This is a genomic window from uncultured Tenacibaculum sp. (genome assembly GCF_947498805.1).
In the GTDB taxonomy this organism is placed as follows: domain Bacteria; phylum Bacteroidota; class Bacteroidia; order Flavobacteriales; family Flavobacteriaceae; genus Polaribacter.
In genome coordinates this window covers 86,151-107,347 of the sequence record NZ_CANMLT010000006.1, presented here as the reverse complement: position 1 = coordinate 107,347, position 21,197 = coordinate 86,151, and the positions used below count along the sequence as shown (strand labels likewise).

At 33.0% G+C, this 21,197-nt stretch carries 20 protein-coding genes; 10 read left to right on the top strand and 10 right to left on the bottom strand.

Going from position 1 to position 21,197, the window contains the following annotated elements; all coding sequences use genetic code 11:
• The first annotated feature begins 2 nt into the window (after nt 1–2).
• From Q0873_RS13255 to Q0873_RS13240, 4 genes are read left to right on the top strand one after another with little or no spacing between them, the layout of a single operon-like run.
• Complete coding sequence (locus tag Q0873_RS13255; protein WP_299108070.1) at nt 3–524, top strand: CIA30 family protein; 522 nt, start codon at nt 3–5, stop codon at nt 522–524.
• Between the two features lie 20 nt (nt 525–544).
• Nucleotides 545–1,060, top strand: a complete 516-nt coding sequence (locus Q0873_RS13250) for a glutathione peroxidase (RefSeq protein ID WP_299108068.1) — start codon at nt 545–547, stop codon at nt 1,058–1,060.
• A 1-nt stretch (nt 1,061) separates the two neighbouring features.
• Nucleotides 1,062–1,547, top strand: a complete 486-nt coding sequence (locus tag Q0873_RS13245) for an SRPBCC family protein (protein ID WP_299108066.1) — start codon at nt 1,062–1,064, stop codon at nt 1,545–1,547.
• On the top strand, nt 1,537–2,820 hold the full coding sequence (locus Q0873_RS13240; protein WP_299108064.1) for a deoxyribodipyrimidine photo-lyase: 1,284 nt from the start codon (nt 1,537–1,539) through the stop codon (nt 2,818–2,820). Before Q0873_RS13245 ends, Q0873_RS13240 begins: the two co-directional genes overlap by 11 nt.
• 144 nt (nt 2,821–2,964) lie before the next feature.
• Here Q0873_RS13240 and Q0873_RS13235 read toward each other — a convergent pair whose 3' ends face one another.
• Together Q0873_RS13235 and alaS are read right to left on the bottom strand one after the other, a co-directional pair.
• Nucleotides 2,965–3,504 (bottom strand): hypothetical protein, encoded by a 540-nt coding sequence (locus Q0873_RS13235; protein WP_299108062.1) that lies wholly within the window; start codon nt 3,502–3,504, stop codon nt 2,965–2,967.
• 168 nt (nt 3,505–3,672) lie between these two features.
• The gene (gene alaS / locus Q0873_RS13230) at nt 3,673–6,288 is read right to left on the bottom strand and encodes an alanine--tRNA ligase (RefSeq protein WP_299108060.1); all 2,616 of its coding nucleotides are present in this window, start codon (nt 6,286–6,288) and stop codon (nt 3,673–3,675) included.
• Nucleotides 6,289–6,441: 153 nt separating this feature from the next.
• Here alaS and Q0873_RS13225 point away from each other — a divergent pair, with 153 nt between their 5' ends.
• From Q0873_RS13225 to Q0873_RS13200, 6 genes are read left to right on the top strand one after another with little or no spacing between them, the layout of a single operon-like run.
• Nucleotides 6,442–7,410 carry a M23 family metallopeptidase gene (locus Q0873_RS13225; protein WP_299108058.1) on the top strand — a complete coding sequence of 323 codons (969 nt, stop codon included), beginning with the start codon at nt 6,442–6,444 and terminating at the stop codon, nt 7,408–7,410.
• A 22-nt stretch (nt 7,411–7,432) separates the two neighbouring features.
• Nucleotides 7,433–7,759, top strand: a complete 327-nt coding sequence (locus Q0873_RS13220) for a MerR family transcriptional regulator (protein ID WP_299108056.1) — start codon at nt 7,433–7,435, stop codon at nt 7,757–7,759.
• A gap of 18 nt (nt 7,760–7,777) precedes the next feature.
• The gene (locus tag Q0873_RS13215) at nt 7,778–8,377 is read left to right on the top strand and encodes a LemA family protein (protein WP_299108054.1); all 600 of its coding nucleotides are present in this window, start codon (nt 7,778–7,780) and stop codon (nt 8,375–8,377) included.
• Nucleotides 8,377–8,814, top strand: coding sequence for a TPM domain-containing protein (locus tag Q0873_RS13210; protein WP_299108051.1), 438 nt, complete (start codon nt 8,377–8,379; stop codon nt 8,812–8,814). The genes Q0873_RS13215 and Q0873_RS13210 overlap by 1 nt, the downstream gene beginning before the upstream one ends.
• The gene (locus tag Q0873_RS13205; RefSeq protein WP_299108049.1) at nt 8,811–9,638 is read left to right on the top strand and encodes a TPM domain-containing protein; all 828 of its coding nucleotides are present in this window, start codon (nt 8,811–8,813) and stop codon (nt 9,636–9,638) included. The genes Q0873_RS13210 and Q0873_RS13205 overlap by 4 nt, the downstream gene beginning before the upstream one ends.
• A 40-nt stretch (nt 9,639–9,678) precedes the next feature.
• Nucleotides 9,679–10,527 (top strand): hypothetical protein, encoded by an 849-nt coding sequence (locus Q0873_RS13200; RefSeq protein ID WP_299108047.1) that lies wholly within the window; start codon nt 9,679–9,681, stop codon nt 10,525–10,527.
• 14 nt (nt 10,528–10,541) lie between these two features.
• Here the strand turns inward: Q0873_RS13200 and Q0873_RS13195 are convergent, their stop codons facing one another.
• The 8 genes from Q0873_RS13195 to Q0873_RS13160 all read right to left on the bottom strand — a co-directional run bounded on the left by Q0873_RS13195 (nt 10,542) and on the right by Q0873_RS13160 (nt 21,149).
• Entirely contained in the window at nt 10,542–10,910 is a 369-nt protein-coding gene (locus Q0873_RS13195; RefSeq protein WP_299108045.1) for a DUF423 domain-containing protein, read from the bottom strand.
• Nucleotides 10,911–10,920: 10 nt separating this feature from the next.
• A complete protein-coding gene (locus tag Q0873_RS13190; RefSeq protein WP_299108043.1) occupies nt 10,921–12,861 on the bottom strand; it encodes a hypothetical protein in 1,941 nt (646 codons plus the stop codon).
• A gap of 11 nt (nt 12,862–12,872) precedes the next feature.
• A complete protein-coding gene (locus tag Q0873_RS13185) occupies nt 12,873–16,550 on the bottom strand; it encodes a metallophosphoesterase (protein ID WP_299108041.1) in 3,678 nt (1,225 codons plus the stop codon).
• An 86-nt stretch (nt 16,551–16,636) separates the two neighbouring features.
• The gene (locus Q0873_RS13180) at nt 16,637–17,215 is read right to left on the bottom strand and encodes a nucleotidyltransferase family protein (RefSeq protein WP_299108039.1); all 579 of its coding nucleotides are present in this window, start codon (nt 17,213–17,215) and stop codon (nt 16,637–16,639) included.
• 64 nt (nt 17,216–17,279) lie between these two features.
• Nucleotides 17,280–18,299, bottom strand: coding sequence for an XdhC/CoxI family protein (locus Q0873_RS13175; protein ID WP_299108036.1), 1,020 nt, complete (start codon nt 18,297–18,299; stop codon nt 17,280–17,282).
• Nucleotides 18,300–18,325: 26 nt separating this feature from the next.
• Nucleotides 18,326–19,459: an MBL fold metallo-hydrolase gene (locus Q0873_RS13170; protein WP_299108034.1), complete on the bottom strand. Its 1,134-nt coding sequence runs from the start codon at nt 19,457–19,459 to the stop codon at nt 18,326–18,328.
• Between the two features lie 3 nt (nt 19,460–19,462).
• On the bottom strand, nt 19,463–20,131 hold the full coding sequence (locus tag Q0873_RS13165) for an NAD-dependent epimerase/dehydratase family protein (protein WP_299108032.1): 669 nt from the start codon (nt 20,129–20,131) through the stop codon (nt 19,463–19,465).
• Nucleotides 20,132–20,240: 109 nt separating this feature from the next.
• Nucleotides 20,241–21,149, bottom strand: coding sequence for a helix-turn-helix domain-containing protein (locus tag Q0873_RS13160; protein ID WP_299108030.1), 909 nt, complete (start codon nt 21,147–21,149; stop codon nt 20,241–20,243).
• Nucleotides 21,150–21,197 lie beyond the last annotated feature (48 nt).

The following is a 21,197-nucleotide window of genomic DNA, read 5'->3' as shown; positions in this document are numbered from 1 at the left end:
AGATGAAATGGTTAGTGTTAATATGTGTATTGTTGAACGTAAATAATGAAATTTTGGTGTTTGACAAAGCAAAACAGACAAAATGGTATGTTACCAATGATGATGTAATGGGAGGTATTTCAACCTCTAGTATGATTCACAAGACATCAGAAAATGCCGTATTTTCAGGAGAAGTTTCTACTGAAAATAACGGAGGGTTTGCAATGACGCGTATGCGCGTGAATGTTAAGCTAGACGACAAAAAGTCGAAAATTGTACTTAGAGTAAAAGGAGATGGTAAAAAGTACCAATTAAGATTAAAGGCAGATAGAAGTACTCGATTTTGGTATATCCAAAGTTTTCAAACTAATGGAAAAGAGCAAGAAATAGAAATCCCTTTAACTAGCTTTTATCCATCTTTTAGAGGATATCGTTTGAACTTAGATAATTTCTCTTCGCAAACTATTAAAGAGATTGCCATTTTAATAGGGAATAAAACCAACGAAAAGTTTAAATTAGAAGTTGAAAAAATATCTATTAGATAAAAAATAAAATTATACTAATTATGACACTATTTAGTTTTTTAGGAAATGGAAAAACGGTAACGCCGAAGGAATCGTTGTATGACATAAAAGTTAATGATATTCATGGAGAAGAACTAAAGTTAGAACACTATAAAGGAAAGAAAATATTATTTGTTAATGTAGCTTCTAAATGTGGGTTTACCAATCAATATGACGGATTACAAGAGTTGTATGTAACACACAAAGATAAGCTGGTCATTATAGGATTACCATGTAATCAGTTTGGTGCACAAGAACCAGGAACAGAACAAGAAATACAATCGTTTTGTAGAATGAATTATGGAGTAGATTTTCCAATGACAGAAAAAATTGAGGTCAAAGGAGCAATGCAACATCCAATTTACCAATGGTTAACTAAAAAAGAGAAAAATGGTAAGCTAAATTCTTCTGTAAAATGGAATTTTCAGAAGTACTTAGTTGATGAAGAAGGAAGATTAATAGATGTGTTTTACTCGGTTACCAAACCTATGAGTAAGAAAATAACAAAATTATTATAAGGTGATTACATTTAAAAAACATTCTGGAATTTATACCTTGTCTACACAACAAGTTCTAGAAGTACCACTCAAGCAAGCATGGGGTTTTTTTAGCTCGCCAGAAAACTTGCAAAAAATTACTCCTTCACATATGGGGTTTCAAATAACATCTGATGTAGAAAGTAAGGCGTATGCTGGACAGATTATTACCTATAAAGTTGGAATTTTACCAGGAATAAAATCAAGCTGGGTCACAGAAATTACGCAAGTAAAAGAACAAGATTTTTTTATAGATGAACAACGATTTGGTCCTTATAGCATGTGGCATCATGAACACTGGTTTGAGGAGTTATCTAATGGAAATACATTAATGAAAGATAAAATATCGTATAAAATACCTTTTGGATTCTTAGGGCATCTCGCTCAAAGCATTTTTATAAAGAAGCAGCTAAAAGGAATATTTGAACATCGATATGAAACATTAGAAAAATTGTTTAATGAAGGATAAAATCGCCATTTTTTGGTATCGAAGAGATCTACGGTTATATGATAACAAAGGATTGTCGAAAGCATTGCAATCTGGTTATAAGGTACTACCCATATTTATTTTTGACGAAGAGATTTTAGATGCACTTCCAAAAGATGATGCAAGGGTAAATTTTATTTATGATTCTTTAAAAGAGATAGATAAAAAACTAAAACAATACGATTCGTCTTTATTGGTTTTAAAAGGAAAACCACTTAAAGTTTGGAGTGATCTTGTTGAGGAATACGAGATTGCTGAGGTATATACAAATAAAGATTATGAGCCTTATGCAATTCAAAGAGATACACAAGTGCAATCTTTTTTAGCGTCAAAAGAAATAGCGTTTCATTTATGTAAAGACCAAGTTGTTTTTGAAGAAAGTGAGGTAGTCAAAAATGACGGAACACCTTATACCGTATATACCCCATTTAAAAACAAATGGTTGAAAGCTTTTTCAAAAGAAAGAGATCTACAGGAATATGAGATTGATTTTTCTGGTTTCTTAAAAAAGACTATAAATTTTCCAATGTTGGATTTTATAGGTTTTAAAGAAAGTGCAATCAAAGTGAAGCCTTATAACTTTTCTCAAATAAGTACTTATGATGCCACAAGAGACTTTCCTGCAAAAAACACCACTTCATACATTTCTCCTCATTTACGCTTTGGAACAGTAAGCGTACGTGAAATGGTGAAAAGAGCACTTGACTTAAATCAGGTGTTTTTGAGCGAATTGATTTGGAGAGAATTTTTTATGCAGATTTTATATCACTTTCCTAAAGTGGTTACCGAGAATTTTAAATCAAAGTATGATGCAGTTCCATGGAGAAATAGCAAAGAGGAGTTTGAAAAATGGTGTAAAGGAGAAACAGGATATCCTATGGTAGATGCTGGTATGCGTGAATTAAATGAAACAGGATACATGCATAATAGAGTTCGTATGATTACCGCAGGATTTTTATGCAAACATTTACTCATCGATTGGCGTTGGGGGGAAGCGTATTTTGCTGAAAAATTGTTAGACTATGAATTAGCTTCTAATAATGGAAACTGGCAATGGTCTGCTGGTACAGGCTGTGATGCTGCACCCTATTTTAGAGTGTTCAACCCCACAGAACAGCTTAAAAAGTTTGATAAAGACTTACAGTATGTAAAAACATGGGTAAAAGACTTTGAAGAATTAACTTATCCTCAACCTATAGTAGATCATAAATTTGCCCGAGAAAGAGCTATTAGTACTTATAAAAAAGCATTATAAATAACAAAAAGACAGTAATTTATTCGGGAGTTTTGTTATGTTGCACTATCTGTTGAGGCTATGATTAATTGTGGAAAATTCAATAGAATTTATGGTAAGGGGTTACGATTTAGGAAATCTGACGACAATAAATTATAGATGTCGTTAGCTATTGTACTCTACCCCATTTTCGTCAACTAAGAATTCATTAGGATTCAATCTAATATATTTAGCTAAGTTTTCAATAGGTTCACAAAGAGGGATATAAAACGCTACACCATTATTTGTGTTTTCTAAGTCGTAATACTTTTCTTCAAGTTGCTTATGTCTTAAATCATAATTAGCTGGTTCAATAGCATTAGTTAAGTAATCAAATTCTTTTTTGTTGTTATGATAGAATAATAAAGTTTTATCAATAGCGTCAACTGCCTCACGTTCGTTAAATTCATATAATAACTCTTTAAGTTCTATTAAATCAGGTATTTCATGCGAATAATCTATAAAGAAATTTATTTGCCCATAACTTTCAATAGTAAATTCAATCTGAATAATTAAATTACATAGTTGAATTCTTTTATAGTATAAATCTTTTTTTTGATTTGTTATATTTGGATTTATTTCTACATCTGTTGTTTGCCCAATTAATTGAACTAACCATTCATCATCAGCATTTAAAAAATCTTCTTTTTTTATTTTAGGTCTCATTTTATGGTATTGTAGTAAATAGTTAAGATATGCTTCGTTTTAAACGATAAGATATTGTTTGATAGTGAAGTTAATTTTTTTAATTAAATATCACGAGAGAAAACTTTTGGTAAACAAAAAACTCGCTGCTTAAAGTAACGAGTTTTATATAAGTTTCTGTTTGGAGTATTACACTACATACTCTTTAGCTTTGTCTAATACTTTAGGTAACCCTCCTGGGTTTTTACCTCCAGCAGTTGCGTAGAAGTTTTGTCCACCTCCACCACCGTGAATGTATTTACCTAATTCTCTTACTACTTTACCAGCATCATAACCACGTTCATTAGCTAAATTTTTAGAAATATAACACGTTAACATTGCTTTTTCTGGATTTTCAGAAGTAGCTAATAGGGCAAATAAGTTGTCAACCTCTCCAGCCAATTCAAATAATAAGTTTTTAATACTTACCTGATCTAAATCTACTTTTAAGGCCAAGAATTGAACTCCGTTAATCTCTTGTAATTGATTTTTAAGATCTCCTTTCATATTCTTTGCTTTATCTTTTTGTAATTGCTCTATTTGCTTCTTTAAAGCGGCATTTTCAGTTTGTAAAGCACTTACTGATTTCGTAATATCTTTTGGATTTTTAAGCAATTGCTTTACCGAATTAAAGTTACGCTCTACATCTTCAAAATATTCACCTACAGCAAGGTTGGTAATTGCCTCAATACGACGAATACCAGCAGCTACAGCACCTTCAGATTTGATTTTAAAATACCAAATGTCTCCAGTTTGTTGTACGTGTGTTCCTCCACACAATTCCATTGATTGTCCAAAACGGATCGCACGAACGCTATCACCATACTTTTCTCCAAACAAAGCCAAAGCACCTTCGTCAATAGCTTGTTGCATTGGAATATTTCTTTTCTCTTCTAAAGGAAGGTTCTCACGAATACGTGCATTTACAAACTCCTCAATTTCATTTAACTGATCTTTGTCAACCTTTGAGAAGTGAGAGAAGTCAAAACGTAAATAATCAGGACTTACCAATGATCCTTTTTGTTCTACGTGATCTCCTAAAACAGCACGTAATGCTTGGTGTAACAAGTGCGTTGCTGAGTGATTGCTCGCAGATAAACGTCTAAACTCATCGTTTACTACTGCCTTAAATGTTTCGTTTAAGTTCTTCGGTAAATTCTTCGTAAAGTGAATGATTACATTGTTTTCTTTCTTCGTATCAATCACATAAATAACATCACCGTTTGGAGCTTCAATAAAACCTTTGTCACCAACTTGTCCACCACCTTCTGGATAGAAAGGAGTCATATTAAATACTAATTGGTATTGATCACCGTCTTTTTTAGTAGTTACTTTTCTATAACGAGTAAGCTTTACGTCAACACTTAACGTGTCATATCCAACAAACTCTTCCATTTCATCTTCTACTAAAACAACCCAGTCACCAGTTTCACTTGCAGAAGCTGCACGAGAACGGTCTTTTTGAGCTTTCATTCCAGCATTAAACTCTTCTTCATTTACATCATACCCTTTTTCACGAGCAATTAGCTGTGTTAAATCTAATGGGAATCCATAGGTGTCATATAATTCAAAAGCTTTTTTACCAGAAACCGTAGTTCCTTGAGTAGTGTCAATTACACGATCTAATAATAATAACCCTTGTTCTAAGGTACGTAAGAAAGAAGCTTCTTCCTCTTTAATTACATTATGAACTAAAGTATCTTGTTTTCTAATTTCAGGAAAAGCATCTCCCATTTGATGAGCTAAGGTTTCCGCTAACTTATAAATAAAAGGTTCTTTTTTATTTAAGAAAGTAAATCCATAACGAATAGCTCTACGTAAGATTCTACGAATAACATATCCAGCACCATTATTACTTGGTAACTGTCCGTCTGCAATAGCAAAAGCAACCGCACGAACGTGATCTGCAATTACACGAATAGCAATGTCAACCTTTTCATCTTTACCATATCCAACACCCGTAATCGTTTCAATTTCTCTAATTAATGGTGTAAATACATCGGTGTCATAGTTAGATTGAACACCTTGTAATACCATACATAAACGCTCAAATCCCATTCCAGTATCAATGTGTTTTGCAGGTAATTCATCTAAAGAACCATTTGCTTTACGATTGAACTGCATGAAAACTAAGTTCCATATTTCAACAACTTGTGGGTGGTCTTCATTTACTAATGATTTTCCGTCAACCTTAGCTTTTTCTTCAGCAGAACGAATATCTACGTGAATCTCAGAACATGGTCCGCAAGGTCCTTGCTCACCCATTTCCCAGAAGTTATCTTTTTTATTACCCATTAAGATACGGTCTTCAGAAATGTATTGCTTCCAAAGATCATAGGCTTCTTGGTCCATTTTTGTACCATCTTTCTCATCACCTTCAAAAACGGTTACGTATAAAATATCTTTAGGAATCTTATAAACCTCAGTTAATAATTCCCAAGCCCAAGCAATAGCTTCTTTTTTAAAGTAATCACCAAAACTCCAGTTTCCTAACATTTCAAACATGGTATGGTGATAGGTGTCATATCCAACTTCCTCTAGGTCGTTGTGTTTTCCAGAAACACGTAAACATTTTTGAGAATCAGAAATTCTATTATTTTTTGGAGTAGCATTTCCTAAGAAAAACTCCTTAAACGGAGCCATACCAGAGTTGGTAAACATTAATGTTGGGTCATTCTTTAACACCATTGGTGCCGAAGGAACGATATCATGTTGTTTTGACTTAAAAAATTCTAAAAATTTAGCTCTAATATCTTGAGATCTCATACTACTCTAGTATCTTATTTTGTTAATTTTTAATTAAAAAACCACTTTCATTAAGCAGTTTTGAAACATTTTGTAAATTTGTGACTAACCAAAATTAGTACATCCCCATAGGATGCTTCGTTTAATGAGCACAAAAATAGTACATTTAGCATTATGGCGAAAGTAAAATATTATTACGATCCAGATACCTTATCATACCGAAAAATAGAAGCAAGAAAAAGTGAAACATTTAAGAAAAGTGTTTTATGGACTTTAGGAGCAATGCTAGTTGCTTTTTTCGGATTTATTGGATTTAGCCAGTTTTTAATGTCACCAAAAGAACGTGCTCAAAAAAGAGAATTAGATAATTATAGACTGCATAATGAGATTATGTCGAAAGAATTGGATGAATTATCTATTAGATTAACAGAGTTACAAGAGAGAGATAATAATATATATAGAACGTATTTCGAAGCAAACCCAATTCCAGAAGAACAAAGGAAAGCAGGATTTGGAGGAGTAAATCGATACAAACATTTAGAAGGTTTCAATAATAGTAAAGAAATTGAAGAGGTAAAACGAAAAATAGATATTATTTCAAAGCAGATTACGGTACAATCAAAATCATTAGATGAGATCGTAAAGTTAGCCAAAGAAAAAGATAAGATGTTGGCATCTATTCCTGCAATTCAGCCTGTAAAAAATGAAGACTTAAAAAGAATGGCTTCTGGGTATGGTATGAGAATGCATCCAATATTAAAGTCTTGGAGAATGCATAATGGAATGGACTTTACGGCTCCCACAGGTACACCGATTTTTGCCTCAGGAAATGGTAAAATAGTAAAAGCGCATAGAAGTGCTACCTTTGGTAAGGTAGTATATATAGATCACGGATATGGCTATGAAACTATTTATGCGCACATGAGTAAAATTATAGCTAAAAGAGGTCAAAAAGTAAAGCGCGGTGATTTGATTGGATATGTTGGGAACACAGGACGTTCTGCGGCCCCTCATTTACATTACGAAGTTCATAAAAATGGTAGACCCGTAAATCCGATTTATTACTATTATGGAGATTTAACTCCAGAAGAGTTTATTGCAATGCAAAAAGCATCTCAACAAAAAGGACAATCGTATGATTAATACATAAAGTACTAGGTAAAATATGCATGTAGATTTACCAGAAAAAAGATATTATAAAATTGGAGAAGTAGCTAAGGCCTTTGGCGTTAACACTTCTCTAATTCGTTTTTGGGATAATGAGTTTGACATTATCAAACCCAAAAAGAATGCTAAAGGAAACCGTTTGTTTACTAAAGAAGATATTGAGAATTTTAAGCTCATTTATAATTTAGTAAAGGAAAGAGGTTTTACCTTAGATGGTGCTCGAAAGAAACTTAAGAAAGATCCTGAAGTAGTTAGTAATCAGGAAATAATTAGTAGATTAGAAGCAGTAAAAGCAGAATTACTGAAAATAAAAAATCAATTATAACAACAAAAATCAAAAAACATGAAAAAATTAATTCCTATTATAATTCTTGCCGTTATTGGTTTAGGAGTTTTTGGATGGGCAAAAGGATTTTATAATACTGCCATTGAATTGGAAGAGGTAATAGGAGAGCAGTGGTCTAAAGTAGAGAGTGCTTATCAACGTAGAGCAGACTTAATTCCTAATTTAATGAAAGTAGCAGAACGTTATGCTGAGCATGAACAAGAAACTTTTTTAAAGGTTACCGAAGCACGTTCAAAAGCAACGAGTATTCAAATAGACCCAAGTAATATTACTCCTGCACAGTTGCAACAATTCCAACAAGCACAGAGCGGATTAACCTCTGCTTTATCACGTTTATTAGCAGTGTTTGAGCGTTATCCTGAATTAAAGGCTAATGAGAATTATAAGGAAATGATGAACGAATTAGAGCGCACAGAGAATAGAATTAAAGTAGAGCGTGATCGTTTTAATGAGTCAATTACTCCATTTAACAAACATGTTCGTCAATTTCCAGGAAACATTTTAGCGAGTATTTTTGGGTTTGAAAAGAAAGATCGTTTTAAATCTGATGATGGAGCTGAGAAAGCACCAGATGTTAACGATTATACTAGAAAATAATGTCGTTAGTTGAAGAGTTTTTAACTTCAGAAGAAGAATTAGAAATTGTTCAAGCTATTCGACAAGCTGAACGAAATACTTCTGGTGAAATACGTGTGCATATAGAGAAAACTACGCAGATTTCTCATTACAATCGTGCGCTAGAAGTATTCCGTATGCTTAAAATGTTTAACACCAAAGAACAAAATGCGGTGTTAATTTATATTGCTGTGGAAGATCATGCCTTTGTAATCTATGGAGATAAAGGAATTAATAAGGTAGTATCAAACGACTTCTGGGATACTACAAAAGAAGCTATACAAGAACAGTTTCAACAAGGAAACTTTAAACAAGGAATTATTAATGGCGTATTGAAAGCTGGTAAGGAGCTGAAAGCGCATTTTCCTTGGAGTATTAGTGATGAAGATGAATTGTCTAACGAAATTTCTAAAGGATGATTCAAAGATCAATGATGAGTACTCAAATTTTAGTTGTTTGTAGAAAATTGTTAGTTTTAATAATCTTTTTAGTATCAACACTGTCAATAGCACAAAGTGGTTTTAAAATTCCAGAGAAGCCAGATGGAATATTTCGAGTGTATGATGACGCTAAAGTTTTTGAACCTTGGCAAAAGGAAAGTTTAGAAAAAAAACTGTTGTTTTATTCAGATAGTACCTCTACACAAATTGTAGTAGCGACAGTAAAGACATTGAATGGAGATGATATTTCCTTGGTGGCCACTAATTGGGGACATAAATGGGGAATAGGTCAGGAGAAAGAAGATAATGGTATTTTGATCTTACTAGCCATGGAAGACAGAAAGGTTGATATTGCTACAGGTTATGGGATTGAATATTTGTTATCCGATTTACTTTCTGAGCGAATAATTAATAGAGTAATGATTCCTGAGTTTAAAGCAGGAAATTATTATGCTGGTATTGATAAAGGAACTACAGCTATTTTTCAAGTTTTAAATGGAGAATACAAAGGAACTCGTAAAGAGTCTGAAGGTTTTGATTTTGGTTTTATAGTCTTTATCATTATTCTTCTCATCTTCTTTATTTTAATTTCTCGTGGAGGAAGAGGAAATGGAGGTAGAGGTAATTACCGTAGAACCGACTCTAGAGATATTTTAGAAACCATTATATTAAGTAACGCTGGTCGAGGTGGCTTTGGAAGCGGAGGCTTTGGAGGTTCATCAGGTGGCTTCGGAAGTGGCGGTTTTGGCGGAGGCTTCGGCGGTGGAGGCTTCGGTGGAGGCGGAGCCTCGGGAAGTTGGTAGTTTTATATAATCTTTCATTTTTTTTGACGTTAACTGTTCTATGAAGAAGTTTGTTTTACCTTTCGTATTTGTATTATTCTTATGTAGTTGTAATAACTATGGACAACTGAAACTGGTTGCCGATTTACCTAAGAAATTAAAGGAGGTTTCAGGAACGGAATATTCAAATAGTGACAATGCCATTTGGATGCTGAACGATAGTGGAAATAAACCACAATTATTTGAGATTTCTACCCAAGGAAAAACGGAAAAAGTACTAGAGATTCAAGCTAAAAATAACGATTGGGAAGATTTAACTTCTGATGAAGAAGGGAATTTATACATAGCAGATTTTGGTAATAATGCGAATACAAGACAAAACTTAGTTATTTTAAAAGTAAACAAACAAGAGTTGTCAAAGAAGAATGTTGAGGTTGAGAAAATCCATTTTTCGTATCCCGATCAAACTAAGTTTCCACCCAAAAAGAAGAAACGTTTTTTTGATGCAGAATCTATCTTTTTTAAAGATGGCTACTTGTATATTTTTACAAAGAGTCGTGTAAAAAAACACTACGGAAAAACAAGTTTATATAAAATACCTGCTAAAGAAGGAGATTATGAAGCTAAGTTGGTAGGTGAGTTTAATAATTGCGACGATATGGAATGCTGGATAACTTCAGCAGCTATTTCTCCCAACAAAGAAAAAGTAGTCTTACTTACACATGATTCGGTATTGCTTTTTACCGATTTTGACGGGGATAATTTTTTCAGCGGAAAATTAACCGAACTGCCTTTTCAACATATTTCTCAAAAAGAAGGAGTGAGTTTTAAGGATAACAATACCCTTTATATTACCGATGAAAGATCTCATGGTAAAGGAGGTAATTTGTACGAGTTTTCTTTGAAATAGTAAACCTTACGCTATTAAAGTATTTCTAACAGTAGTAAAACCCATCCTACAATAAATAGCAAACCACCCAATGGCGTAATTGGTCCTAAGAAGCGAAGTTTCTTTCCTTTAGCATCCGATAAAACCAATCCATAGATACTAAAAGAAAATAAGACAATACCTATTGCGAAAGCCCAAACCATGTATGCATTGGGTTGCTTAAAATATGCTCCGATAAATAGTAACACTATAGCATGATACATTTGGTATTTGACTCCCGTTTCAAAAGATTTTAACTGGTCTTCAGATAAAATTTTCTTTAATGCATGCGCTCCAAAAGCACCAAAAACAACGGATAGCATACCAAAAATACTGGCTATAATGAGTGGGGTTTGTGATGTCATATGTAGTTTTTTATTTCGTTATTAAGTTTTCAATGATGACCTTTTTTCCATCAAAGAAATAAATTACTTTTTCAATTTGGTCAATAATAAACTGGTCAAATTCAAAGTCTATTTCTTTTAGAACAGTCGTAGCACCTGTATCTTTTTCTAATTGAACAATACTACTTTTTTTGTCTTTAGTTGTACTAACAACAATACTAAAGTTATCATTTTTTTGCCCTTTATTAAAACGACTAAATACAGAAAGCAAATCACTGTCTAAGCCTAGTGAGTTAAGCTGTGTAATGTCATTTAAAGTGTTTTTATACGATTGATAAGTACCATAGATACTTGAGGTAGCTCTCGTAACAAAACCTAGATTGGTAGATACTAACACATTTTTAAAAGTTTGATCTATTTGATTTGGAATAAAACCAATAACCGACCTTGCTGTTCCTATACCTCTTCCAAACCAGTAAAAAGTATCGCTAAAGAAAGAACCTTTTGCTTGGTAGGGTAATTTCTTTTGATAGACTAAACTTCCATTTCTATGAAAGAAATAAAACTGATTGTTTAAAGTCATAAAATACCCTTTTTCTCTTATTTCCATATGAGGAATCTCTCTTCCAAAATCAAATTTTTGTAGAGAAGAAGGAGCTGTTGTGGCTTTAGGATTAAAAATGTAAAAATTATTCTCATTGTATACCGGAAACAAATCATGCGCTTGATCAAACCAAGCTTGATAATAATGATGGTTTAATTTTAGGTTTCTACTGATAAACCCAGCTTTGTTTAAAACCACATCTTTTTCCCAAATTTTACTTCCATCTTCTATAGTTATTCTATTAGAAAAAGAAGGGGTAAGATACATGGCAGTTTGAGCATCTTCTAAAATATGAATAGGTAATTCATTGCTTGATTTGGTAATTTTTACTTTCTTTTTCCAAGCCTTTTTTCCTAGTGTATCAACCTTTGTTAGGAAGTTTTCTTGTACCACTAAATAACCACTTGATACCGGAACTATTTTTTTTATCAAAGGCAATGTTTCTGAACGATTCCATTTTTTAGTTCCTTCAGTTACATTAATAATATTAAAACCTTTAGAAGTAATGGTAATAAGTTCATTATTGATAAAAACACTTTGAGAGATGTGTCCAGTAATTTTCGGTGTGTGTTTCCATAAAGGCTCTAAATCTTTTGTTAAAAGCGCTTGTATAGCCGTTTCTTCATTTAACCTTTCTTCTTTAATTTTATTAGTAAACACATAGATGACATCTTTTTGTGAATTCATGTTAAACGAAGTAGTGTTCTTTTGATGAAAGAGAACCTCCCCAGTTTTACTAGCTACTTTTAAAAGTGTATTGTTTTTTAACCAAAAGATATTCTTATCGCTATCTAATTGTGTTATTTCTTGATCTAAAAGAGCTCCCTTTAAGTTCTTGAAAAAAGCACGATCGGAAAGATTGGTTTCCCAGATGAGTTTCCCAGTTTGAAAGTCAAAAAGCGATAGTACATATTTTTTGTTCTTGATTCCATCAACTAAAACGGCCTTTTGCTCTGGTAAAATTAAGGTGTTGTTGACTGCTTTAAAACCTTGCTTTTCAGAATCAAAAAAAACGTTTCCGTTCAAGACATTGACCAAGGTTTTAGAAACTCCTTTGGTACCTAGGGCATTCGATAATAACTTTGAACTTATAAAGGGCTTTTTGCTAAAGATTACATAAGGCGTAAATGGAATTTCTGTATAGGAACTAAAGTCTACTTTTTTTAAGTCCTTGTTTTCCCATAAAACATTCTTTTGCTTACTAGAGTTTATAGCAACTACTTTTTTAGAAGTCTTTACCAAAACAATTCCAGTATTGGTGTTTAAGACCTGACCTTTGGCATTCTTAGCTAACATAATAGTTTCTGTTTGTGCAGAAACTATTATTGAAAAGCATAGGGTAAAAAATAGGCTAAAAACTCTTTGCATGATGTTATTTTTTAAAAGGCAAATCCAATTCCGAAGGCAAAACGATTTTCATTTTCATTTCCTTGGAAATAAGAAATATTTGCTGTGAACATGTCAATACCACTTAACCAAACAGAACCACCGTAACTAGTATGCCATTTACTAGATTTAGCTACTCTAGGGCTCCATACTCTACCGTAATCAAATCCAGCAGAAACTCCCAATTTTAATGGTAAAACTGCCGTTTTAAAACGTCCTAATTGTAAACGTAAGTCATTACTATGATAAAAACTTTCAGTTCCTGTAAAACGTTGACGATTGAATCCACGTAAGCTTCTGTCACCACCCAAAGTAGCACCTTGGTAGAATTCAAAACGGTTTCCAAAATTAATATGGGTTCCTACTTCAGAAGCAAATACTAATGAACGATTTTGAACTAAGTTTTGATAAAAAGCCAATGAACTTTTAATGTATCCAAATCTTCTTTCGAAATCATCTGATTTTGATTTAGCACCTACTGCTAAATCAAAGTTCATTCCTTTGGTAGGGAAACTCTGATCATCTACGATATTATGATTAAAGTTCAATTCACCACCAATAAAATAATTGGTTTCAAAAAGGTTGATAGGTGAGTTCGGAGAAACATCTGTAATATATCTATTCGGAGTATTTTGTATTTCAATCCCTTCGATAGAACCCGAAAGTTTTAAAATACTTCCACCGCGTAATCTTCTTAGTAAAGATGGTGTAAAGCTTAATTCTCCTTTTTTAACTCTGTAATAATCTAAATCATCTCTTTGATCTCCAGTGGGCATTAAGAATTGTGTTTCATTACCCCAACCAAAGAAATTAATAGCATAGTTGTCACTCGTAACTTTGGCTCTTAAGTGCAAGCTCCATTGACCAATAAACTCTGTAAATTCACCATTGTATTCAATATCATAACCACTGGTTGCTGTATAATAATTAGCAGCTAAACTGTGCTGACTAGCAAACGGACGCTTTTTAAAGCCTTGTTTGGTAAATGTTAAAGCTGCACCAAAGAAGAATCCATCATCTGGGTTACTTCCTAAACTAGGAAAAACAACAGTAGTATTGTTCTCTATATCTCTATGATTATAGGTGTTTTTAAAGTAATTATCTGAACGTAAATCAGCCGTTTCTTTACTTCCTTTAACGGTGTTTTTCTTTGATTTATAATCGTAAATCTTTGTTTTCTTTCCCCAACCAGATACAGAAGATGTATCATTATAAGTATCGTGATCTTGTCCACCAATTAAACGAATTAAAATACTATCATCTACATCACCAGAGATTAAGAATTCATCATCACCATTCAAACCATAAATTTGAACTTCTTTGGTTTCGTTTGTTTTAAAAGTACGGTTATAAATTTCATCCTCTTTTCTATAAACCGTAACATTAGTTTCGTCATCATTAAGTCTCTTAATAATGAATTTATCTTTTTTATCAGTACCAATGATGTACACCGTTTTTGCCTGTTTTGTATAATAGCGTTTGACAATATCCTTTAGTTTATTTCTTCTTGATTTTATCTTAGCAATGGTTTCTTCACCATCAAGATCATAAATAACTTGAGGTAGTTGTTTGATAGCTTTTTCAATTACTTCATCGGTAAGATTCTGTTGAATATATTCAGCTTGCTTATACCAATCTTCTAAAGTTAATTTATTTAAGAACTCAGCATCAAAGAAACGAGGATAGTTGTTGTACCACTTCATGTCTTTAATATCATGGTCAAAAGTTTGCATGTTTCTTACTAAAGGAGCAAATTGTTGAAATAGAGGAATCATCACTCCGTCGAACTTAGAAAAAGGTTGATCTCTATCTCTAGGAATTGGTCGGTAATAGGTTTTACCATCCTCAGTTTTAAAAGAAGCCCAACGCCATTGATCTTCATGTCTGTCCCAATCACCAATTACCATATCAAATAAACGAGAACGCATTGCCCATTCTTGATCTATAGAATGTTTTCCGTTTTTTCTTATTTTTTCCAATACGTCAAACGTACTTACAATTTTCTTCGAATTACCAAAGCTCTTCACATCATCTCTATTACCAGCAGGACGCTCTTCTAATAAATAAAGCCCTCCACCAAAAACATCGTTGTAATTTCCTAAGGCAGGTTGTTTAGGCATGTAAAATATTCTTGGATTGGTATGATAAATATTTGCTGCTTCAGCCATATCTGGAATTACAAAGGCCGCATAAGGGTGCGACATGGTAAAGATATCTTGTACAACATCAATTAAAATAGTTCCTTTTAAAATACCCCCCATAATACGACTACCATCTTTTACCATAGAACGTAAAACATATTGTTTACCATCAGGATTTTCTAATCGTAATGAGTTGGTTTGGTTTCCACCTCCTCTTTGAATAGGTGTTAATCCACCATATAATTTTTCTAATTCCAATACAGGAACCTTAATTTTTTTACCATATTTTTCTCTGTGTAAATCTCCCCACATGAACTTATGGAAACCACTAACCTCAGTGTCTTCAGGTTTGTAAATAGAAGCTTCTATAAATTCTTTGTGCGCATCGTATTCTGGAAATTCATTAAATTGTTTTACCTCTTTCGGAGCAATAATTTGTTTGTTAAATAATAATTTATGTCCGTCTTTTTTATTTGCGGCATAGTATTCAATTACAGCCGAACCGTCTTTATAATAGTTTAAAATAGCATATCCATGGCTACCGTAGGTAAACTGCGCATCATAACCAATTAATGCTGGAGATTCCTTTGAACCAGAACCACTAACAACCTGTTTGAATCCATCTTTTTCAATGTATTGTAAGTTGTGTTCATGACCAGAAACAAACACAATGTTTTTATTGAAATCTCTTGAGATAGTTTGAATTCGCGTTATAAAATCAGTGTAGTTTTTGTTAAAGATATCTGTTTGGATTCCTACGTGTGAACGTAAAGTGTTTTTTAAGGTTCCAAGGATAGGAGCAGGGCTCATATGATCTTTAAAAGAAAAACTTCCTCCGTGCGGTCCGTTAGAATACATTGGGTGGTGCATTGCAACGACCACATTTTTATAACGGTTCTTTTTAAATAAACTCCAAACCTCATCTATAAAACGCTCACGAGTTTTAATATCACAATCTTCATTAATCGTAGGGTGCTTATTCCAATCGGCAATAAACCAACGGCTATCGATAATTATAAGTGTTATATCATCGTTGATTTCTACTTTTTTCATCCCACATCCATTCTGTGGTAAAAAAGATTTTTTACCTAAAGCCTTCTCTACAATTTTCTCTTGTCGCTTTAAGCCTTTTAAACCATTGTACCAATCGTGATTTCCTGGAATGAAAATAGGATTTCCTTTAAAGTTTTTTACGGCATCAATCTGCGTTTGAATACGGTGTTCAGATAAGGCTCTGTCTTTATGTTCTTTTTTAGGAATTCCATAAGGGTATACATTGTCACCTAAAAATAAAGCCGTCGCATTTTTTCCAGATTTTTCTAAAGCTTCTTGAAAATAAGTTAAGGAAGGAATTGTTTGTCCCATATCCGCATTTCCAGCGTCTCCTATCAAATAAAAAGAGTGTGCTAACTCTTTATTGTTTGTTAAAGGTGTTGCATCTTTTTTATTTGCATACTTGGCTTTATAGGTTGCACAGCTTGCAAATAAGGCTATTATAGTTATATATAGAAAAGATTTTACAAAATTCATGAGTCTGGTGTTTTGTTATGTAAAATTACTCCTTTTTCAGGAATTAGTTGAGTGCTATTTTTAAGAAAAAACAGCTGGTTTTATATTTAATTTATCAGTTTTTGATATTCTTCTTTTGTATCAATATCGATTAAGTCGATAGTTTTCATTTTCATTACTTCGGAAAGGTGATTTTGCAAAAATAACTTGGCTCCTTTATCACCTTTGAGCTTTGTTAAATTTTGAAAATATGCTTTCGGAAAAATAGCAGGAACTCCCACGTTTTTCCCATAGTCAGAAGCAACAATTTTTTGAGGATATTCTTGAGAGGTGTTGAGCAATGTATTTAGGTAGTCAGTATCTACATTAGGTTGGTCTGCCAACATAATTAAAATACGGTCAAAATCTTGGTTTTCAATATGTTTTATTCCCGCAGCAATACTTGAGCTTAAACCACCTTGATAGGCAGTATTGATTATGATATTAACTGAAGTTTGTTTAATTTCTTCCCTAATACATGAAGCATTTGCTCCCAATACACAAAAAGTTCCTTTAGCCTTTGTTTGTAGGGCATTTTGAATAGCCCACCCTAACAAGGTGGTGTTTTTATATGGAAGTAGCTGTTTGATGGCTCCCATTCTAGAAGCACTTCCTGCTGCTAATATGATAATTGCAGTGTTTTGCATCTTATTTGTTTGTCATCTCAATGGGAGGCGGATGAGTGTTTTATGTTTATTTTATGGCTAAAATTTAACTGTGTATTCGTCCAGTAATTTTCTTTAATGAAAATACTTCTTTTTTTCGAACTACTGATAATACTTCTGCTAAAATTGATAAGGCAATTTCCTCTGGGGTTTCAGCTCCAATATTTAAACCAGCAGGAGTATGTATTTTTTCCAAAAAATCATCTGAAACTTCTGGTGCAAAATCAAATAATTCATTTAGTAGTCGTTCTCTACGCTTGGCAGCACCTAATATTCCAATATATATCGGATTGTGTTCTTGCAGTTTTACCAACCACCGTAAATCGTAAGTAAAATTATGGTTCATAATAACCACAGCAGTATGTTCATTTACATGATCAAGAACAATGGTTTCAGGTGTTTGTGCCGTCACGGAATTTGCATGTGGAAAATCGGATAATTGTTTTGGGTCTTTTACAGAACTAACAACATCTACAATCCATCCTAATAGATTGGCTTGCGAACAAAGTTTTACGGCATCGTGTTCACCACCCACAATTAATAAACGAAATAAAGGTTGCAAGGTTTGTTGAAACACTTGTAATTCGTGAAAGTTCTTTGGGTTGAAGGTGTCTGAAAAAGAAACGTTTTGATTATTTTGAAAACGTACTATTGATCCAAAATCACCTTCAACTTCATCTTCTTTTTGATAGAAAGATTCAATTACAAAAGGAAGTCGTTTCTCTATGCTTTCAGAAAAGGAATCAATCAAAGCTGTACTGACCGTAAATGGTTCTAGCAAAATATAAAGAATTCCTTCACAGCCCAATCGATAGCGACCATCATAGGTCATTATTTTAGAAACTCCTGTTTTAAAAACCGATTGCGCTCTTCGTTGAACTTCTTTTTCTACACAACCACCACTCACTGCACCTACCATTTTTCCATCGGAAGAAAGTAGCATTCGAACGCCTGGTTTTCTATAGGAAGATCCATCCAAATCAACAACAGTAGCTAAAACATTTTGAATACCATTCTTTTGGTTAATGGCTGCTTGGGTAAGAATATCTTTAAATTCGTGCGTCATAAGAGAACAATTTACAAAAAAGTTTTTTATTGGTTATTCCACCAAGTACTATAGCTTTTCAAGCTATCTTTTAAAATTATAGGTTCACCAATTTTAGGAGTAATTAAAGGAAGATTCAGTTCTTTAGCTTTTTTTGTTGCGCGTTCAATCGGATCCGTCCATGAGTGCATGGCAAGTTTGAAAGAACCCCAGTGTATTGGCATAATAGCTTTTGCTTGTACATCAACTCCAGCTTGTGCCGTTTCTTCTGGAAACATATGTATATCTGGCCACATTTCGTTGTACTGTCCACATTCTAACATGGCAAAATCAAACGGACCATATTTTTTACCTATTGCTGTAAAGTGCTTTCCGTAGCCACTATCGCCACTAAAAAAGATATTGCTTGAGGTTGATTTGATAACCCAAGAACTCCATAAAGTACTCTGACGGTTGTTCATTTTTCTGCCAGAAAAGTGCTGAGATGGAGTACATACCAATTGAATGTCTTTGTAGGTGGTTTCTTGCCACCAATCTAACTCTGTGATTTTTTCTTCAGGAATTCCCCATGCTTTTAAATGTACACCAACTGCTAAGGGAACAAAATAGTGTGCTACTTTCGGTTTTAGTTTTTCAATACTTTCATAGTCTAAATGATCATAATGATCGTGTGAAATCACAACGGCATCTATATATGGAAGTTTTTCAATTTCTAGGGGCATTTGTTTATTAAAACGTTTTTCTCCTAAGAATGTTAATGGAGCGGCTACCTCACCAAACATAGGATCTAACAAAATATTTTTTCCATCCATCTGAAGTAAGAATGCTGAATGTCCGTACCAAATTAGTCGGGTGTCTCCTTTGTAATCAGCTACGTTTGCCGAATCTATTTTTTGAACTTGTAAGTCGGTTTTTGGACGCCCATTTTCAACAGTTGTAAAGAAGAATTTACGCGACATTTTTAGCATATCACCGAAACTGAAATCCTTTGGTACATTGGCATCTGCATTTTTGAATTTTCCGTTGTCATATTGTGTTGAACTAGCATATTCCTGGTATGCTTTTTTAGTTACATCACCTCCAAAACTTGGATAAAAGTTAACCACTAACTGGTAAGCAATTATAAAAATTGCAATTATAGAAATAACCGCTATTGTCATTTTTTTTAAGATTTTTTTCATGATTTATTGTAGCTTTTCAGCTAATACATTGATGTCTTTATTTTCTAAATGTTTTAAGGTTTGCGAGTGATGTAAGGTGTGAATCATTGCCAAACCAATTTTAGTAGTAGTAGTAATATTTTTCGATTTTTTCATCAAACCGAAAAAAGGAGTTAATATGATATAAATAATACTATACCAGTTGGTTCTTGATTTGATTCCTTTTTCAGGAATAATAGCTCCTGGTCTAAAAGCATACGCATCTTTAAATCCTTTGTTGAGTACATAATTTTCTGTTTTCCCTTTTACACGTGCCCACATACTGCGTCCCTTTTCAGAGCTATCTGTTCCAGCTCCTGAAACATAGTTAAAAACCATGTTAGGATTTGATTCAAACAAAACATCAGCAAAAGCTTTGACAGTATTAAAAGTGATACTGGTGTATTTTTCCTCATTCATTCCTACGGAAGAAATTCCCATTGCAAAAAAACAGGCGTCGTATCCAACCAATTTTTCTTTTAAGCTAGCTACTTGAGTAAAATCGCTTAATAAAAGCTCTTCTAGTTTTGAATGCTCCATGTTTAAAGAAGAACGATTGATTACCAAAACTTTTTCAATGTTTGGTTGTTCTAAACATTCTAACAAAATTCCTTTTCCTACCATTCCTGTAGAACCAGTAATAATAACTTTCATTGTTGTTTAATTTATAGTACAAAAGTAGCTACGTTCTATAACAAAGAATGTATGCATTTTACAGATTGTTGTATACATATTACAGTTTGTAAACCAATTCTAGGTGTTTTTAGTTTTGAGAACGGTATTTTGCTGGACTTGTTCCTGTTTGTTTTTTAAATAGTTTGCTAAAGTGTTGTGGATATTCAAAACCAAGATCATAAGCTATTTCACTTACTGAATCTGTGGTACCTAAGAGTTTATTTTTAGCTCTATTCACTACAAAGGCGTAAATATGATCCTTTGCACTTTTACCAGTTTCTTTTTTTAGTAAATCACTTAAGTAATTAGGAGACATGTTCAGTTGTTCTCCGCAATACTTTACGGAAGGTAATCCTAAAGTAGTAGGCTTGTCAGAAGTAAAGTAGTTACGTAATAAGGTTTCAAACTCTGTTACATGGTCTTGATGTAAATTAGTACGTACATAAAATTGACGGTCGTAATAACGATTGCAATAATCTAAGATTAACTCAAGTGTGGAGATGATTAATTTCTGACTATGCTTATCAATATTTTGATTGATCTCTAATTCAATTTTTTTAACCAAATCGGTTAAGATTGCCTTTTCATCTTCTGAAAGATGTAGTGCTTCATGTACTTCATAATCGAAGAAAGAATACATATTGATATTTCTTCCTAACTCTGATTTACGAATTAAATCAGGATGAAAAATTAACGACCATCCTTTAGCGTCTTCAGCTACTTTTTTCTCTTCAATTGATAAGACTTGATTAGGTTTTGAAAAGACCATAGTTCCATCTTCAAAATCATAGTTGTTACGTCCGTATCCTAAAACTCCTTCAATACCCTCTTTTAAAGAAATAGTGAATAAATCGGAATTATATTTAACACCGAAGTATTTGCTAAAATCTGGAAAATCTTTTGCCCACATTATGGTAACTAACGGATGTTTGGGAGCAGGTAATCCAAAGGCTTTATTGGTTTCAGTAATCGATTTTATATGAATAATTTCTTTCATTGAATTATGTAATGATCAACTATTAGTTTTATAAATTTACGTATTATT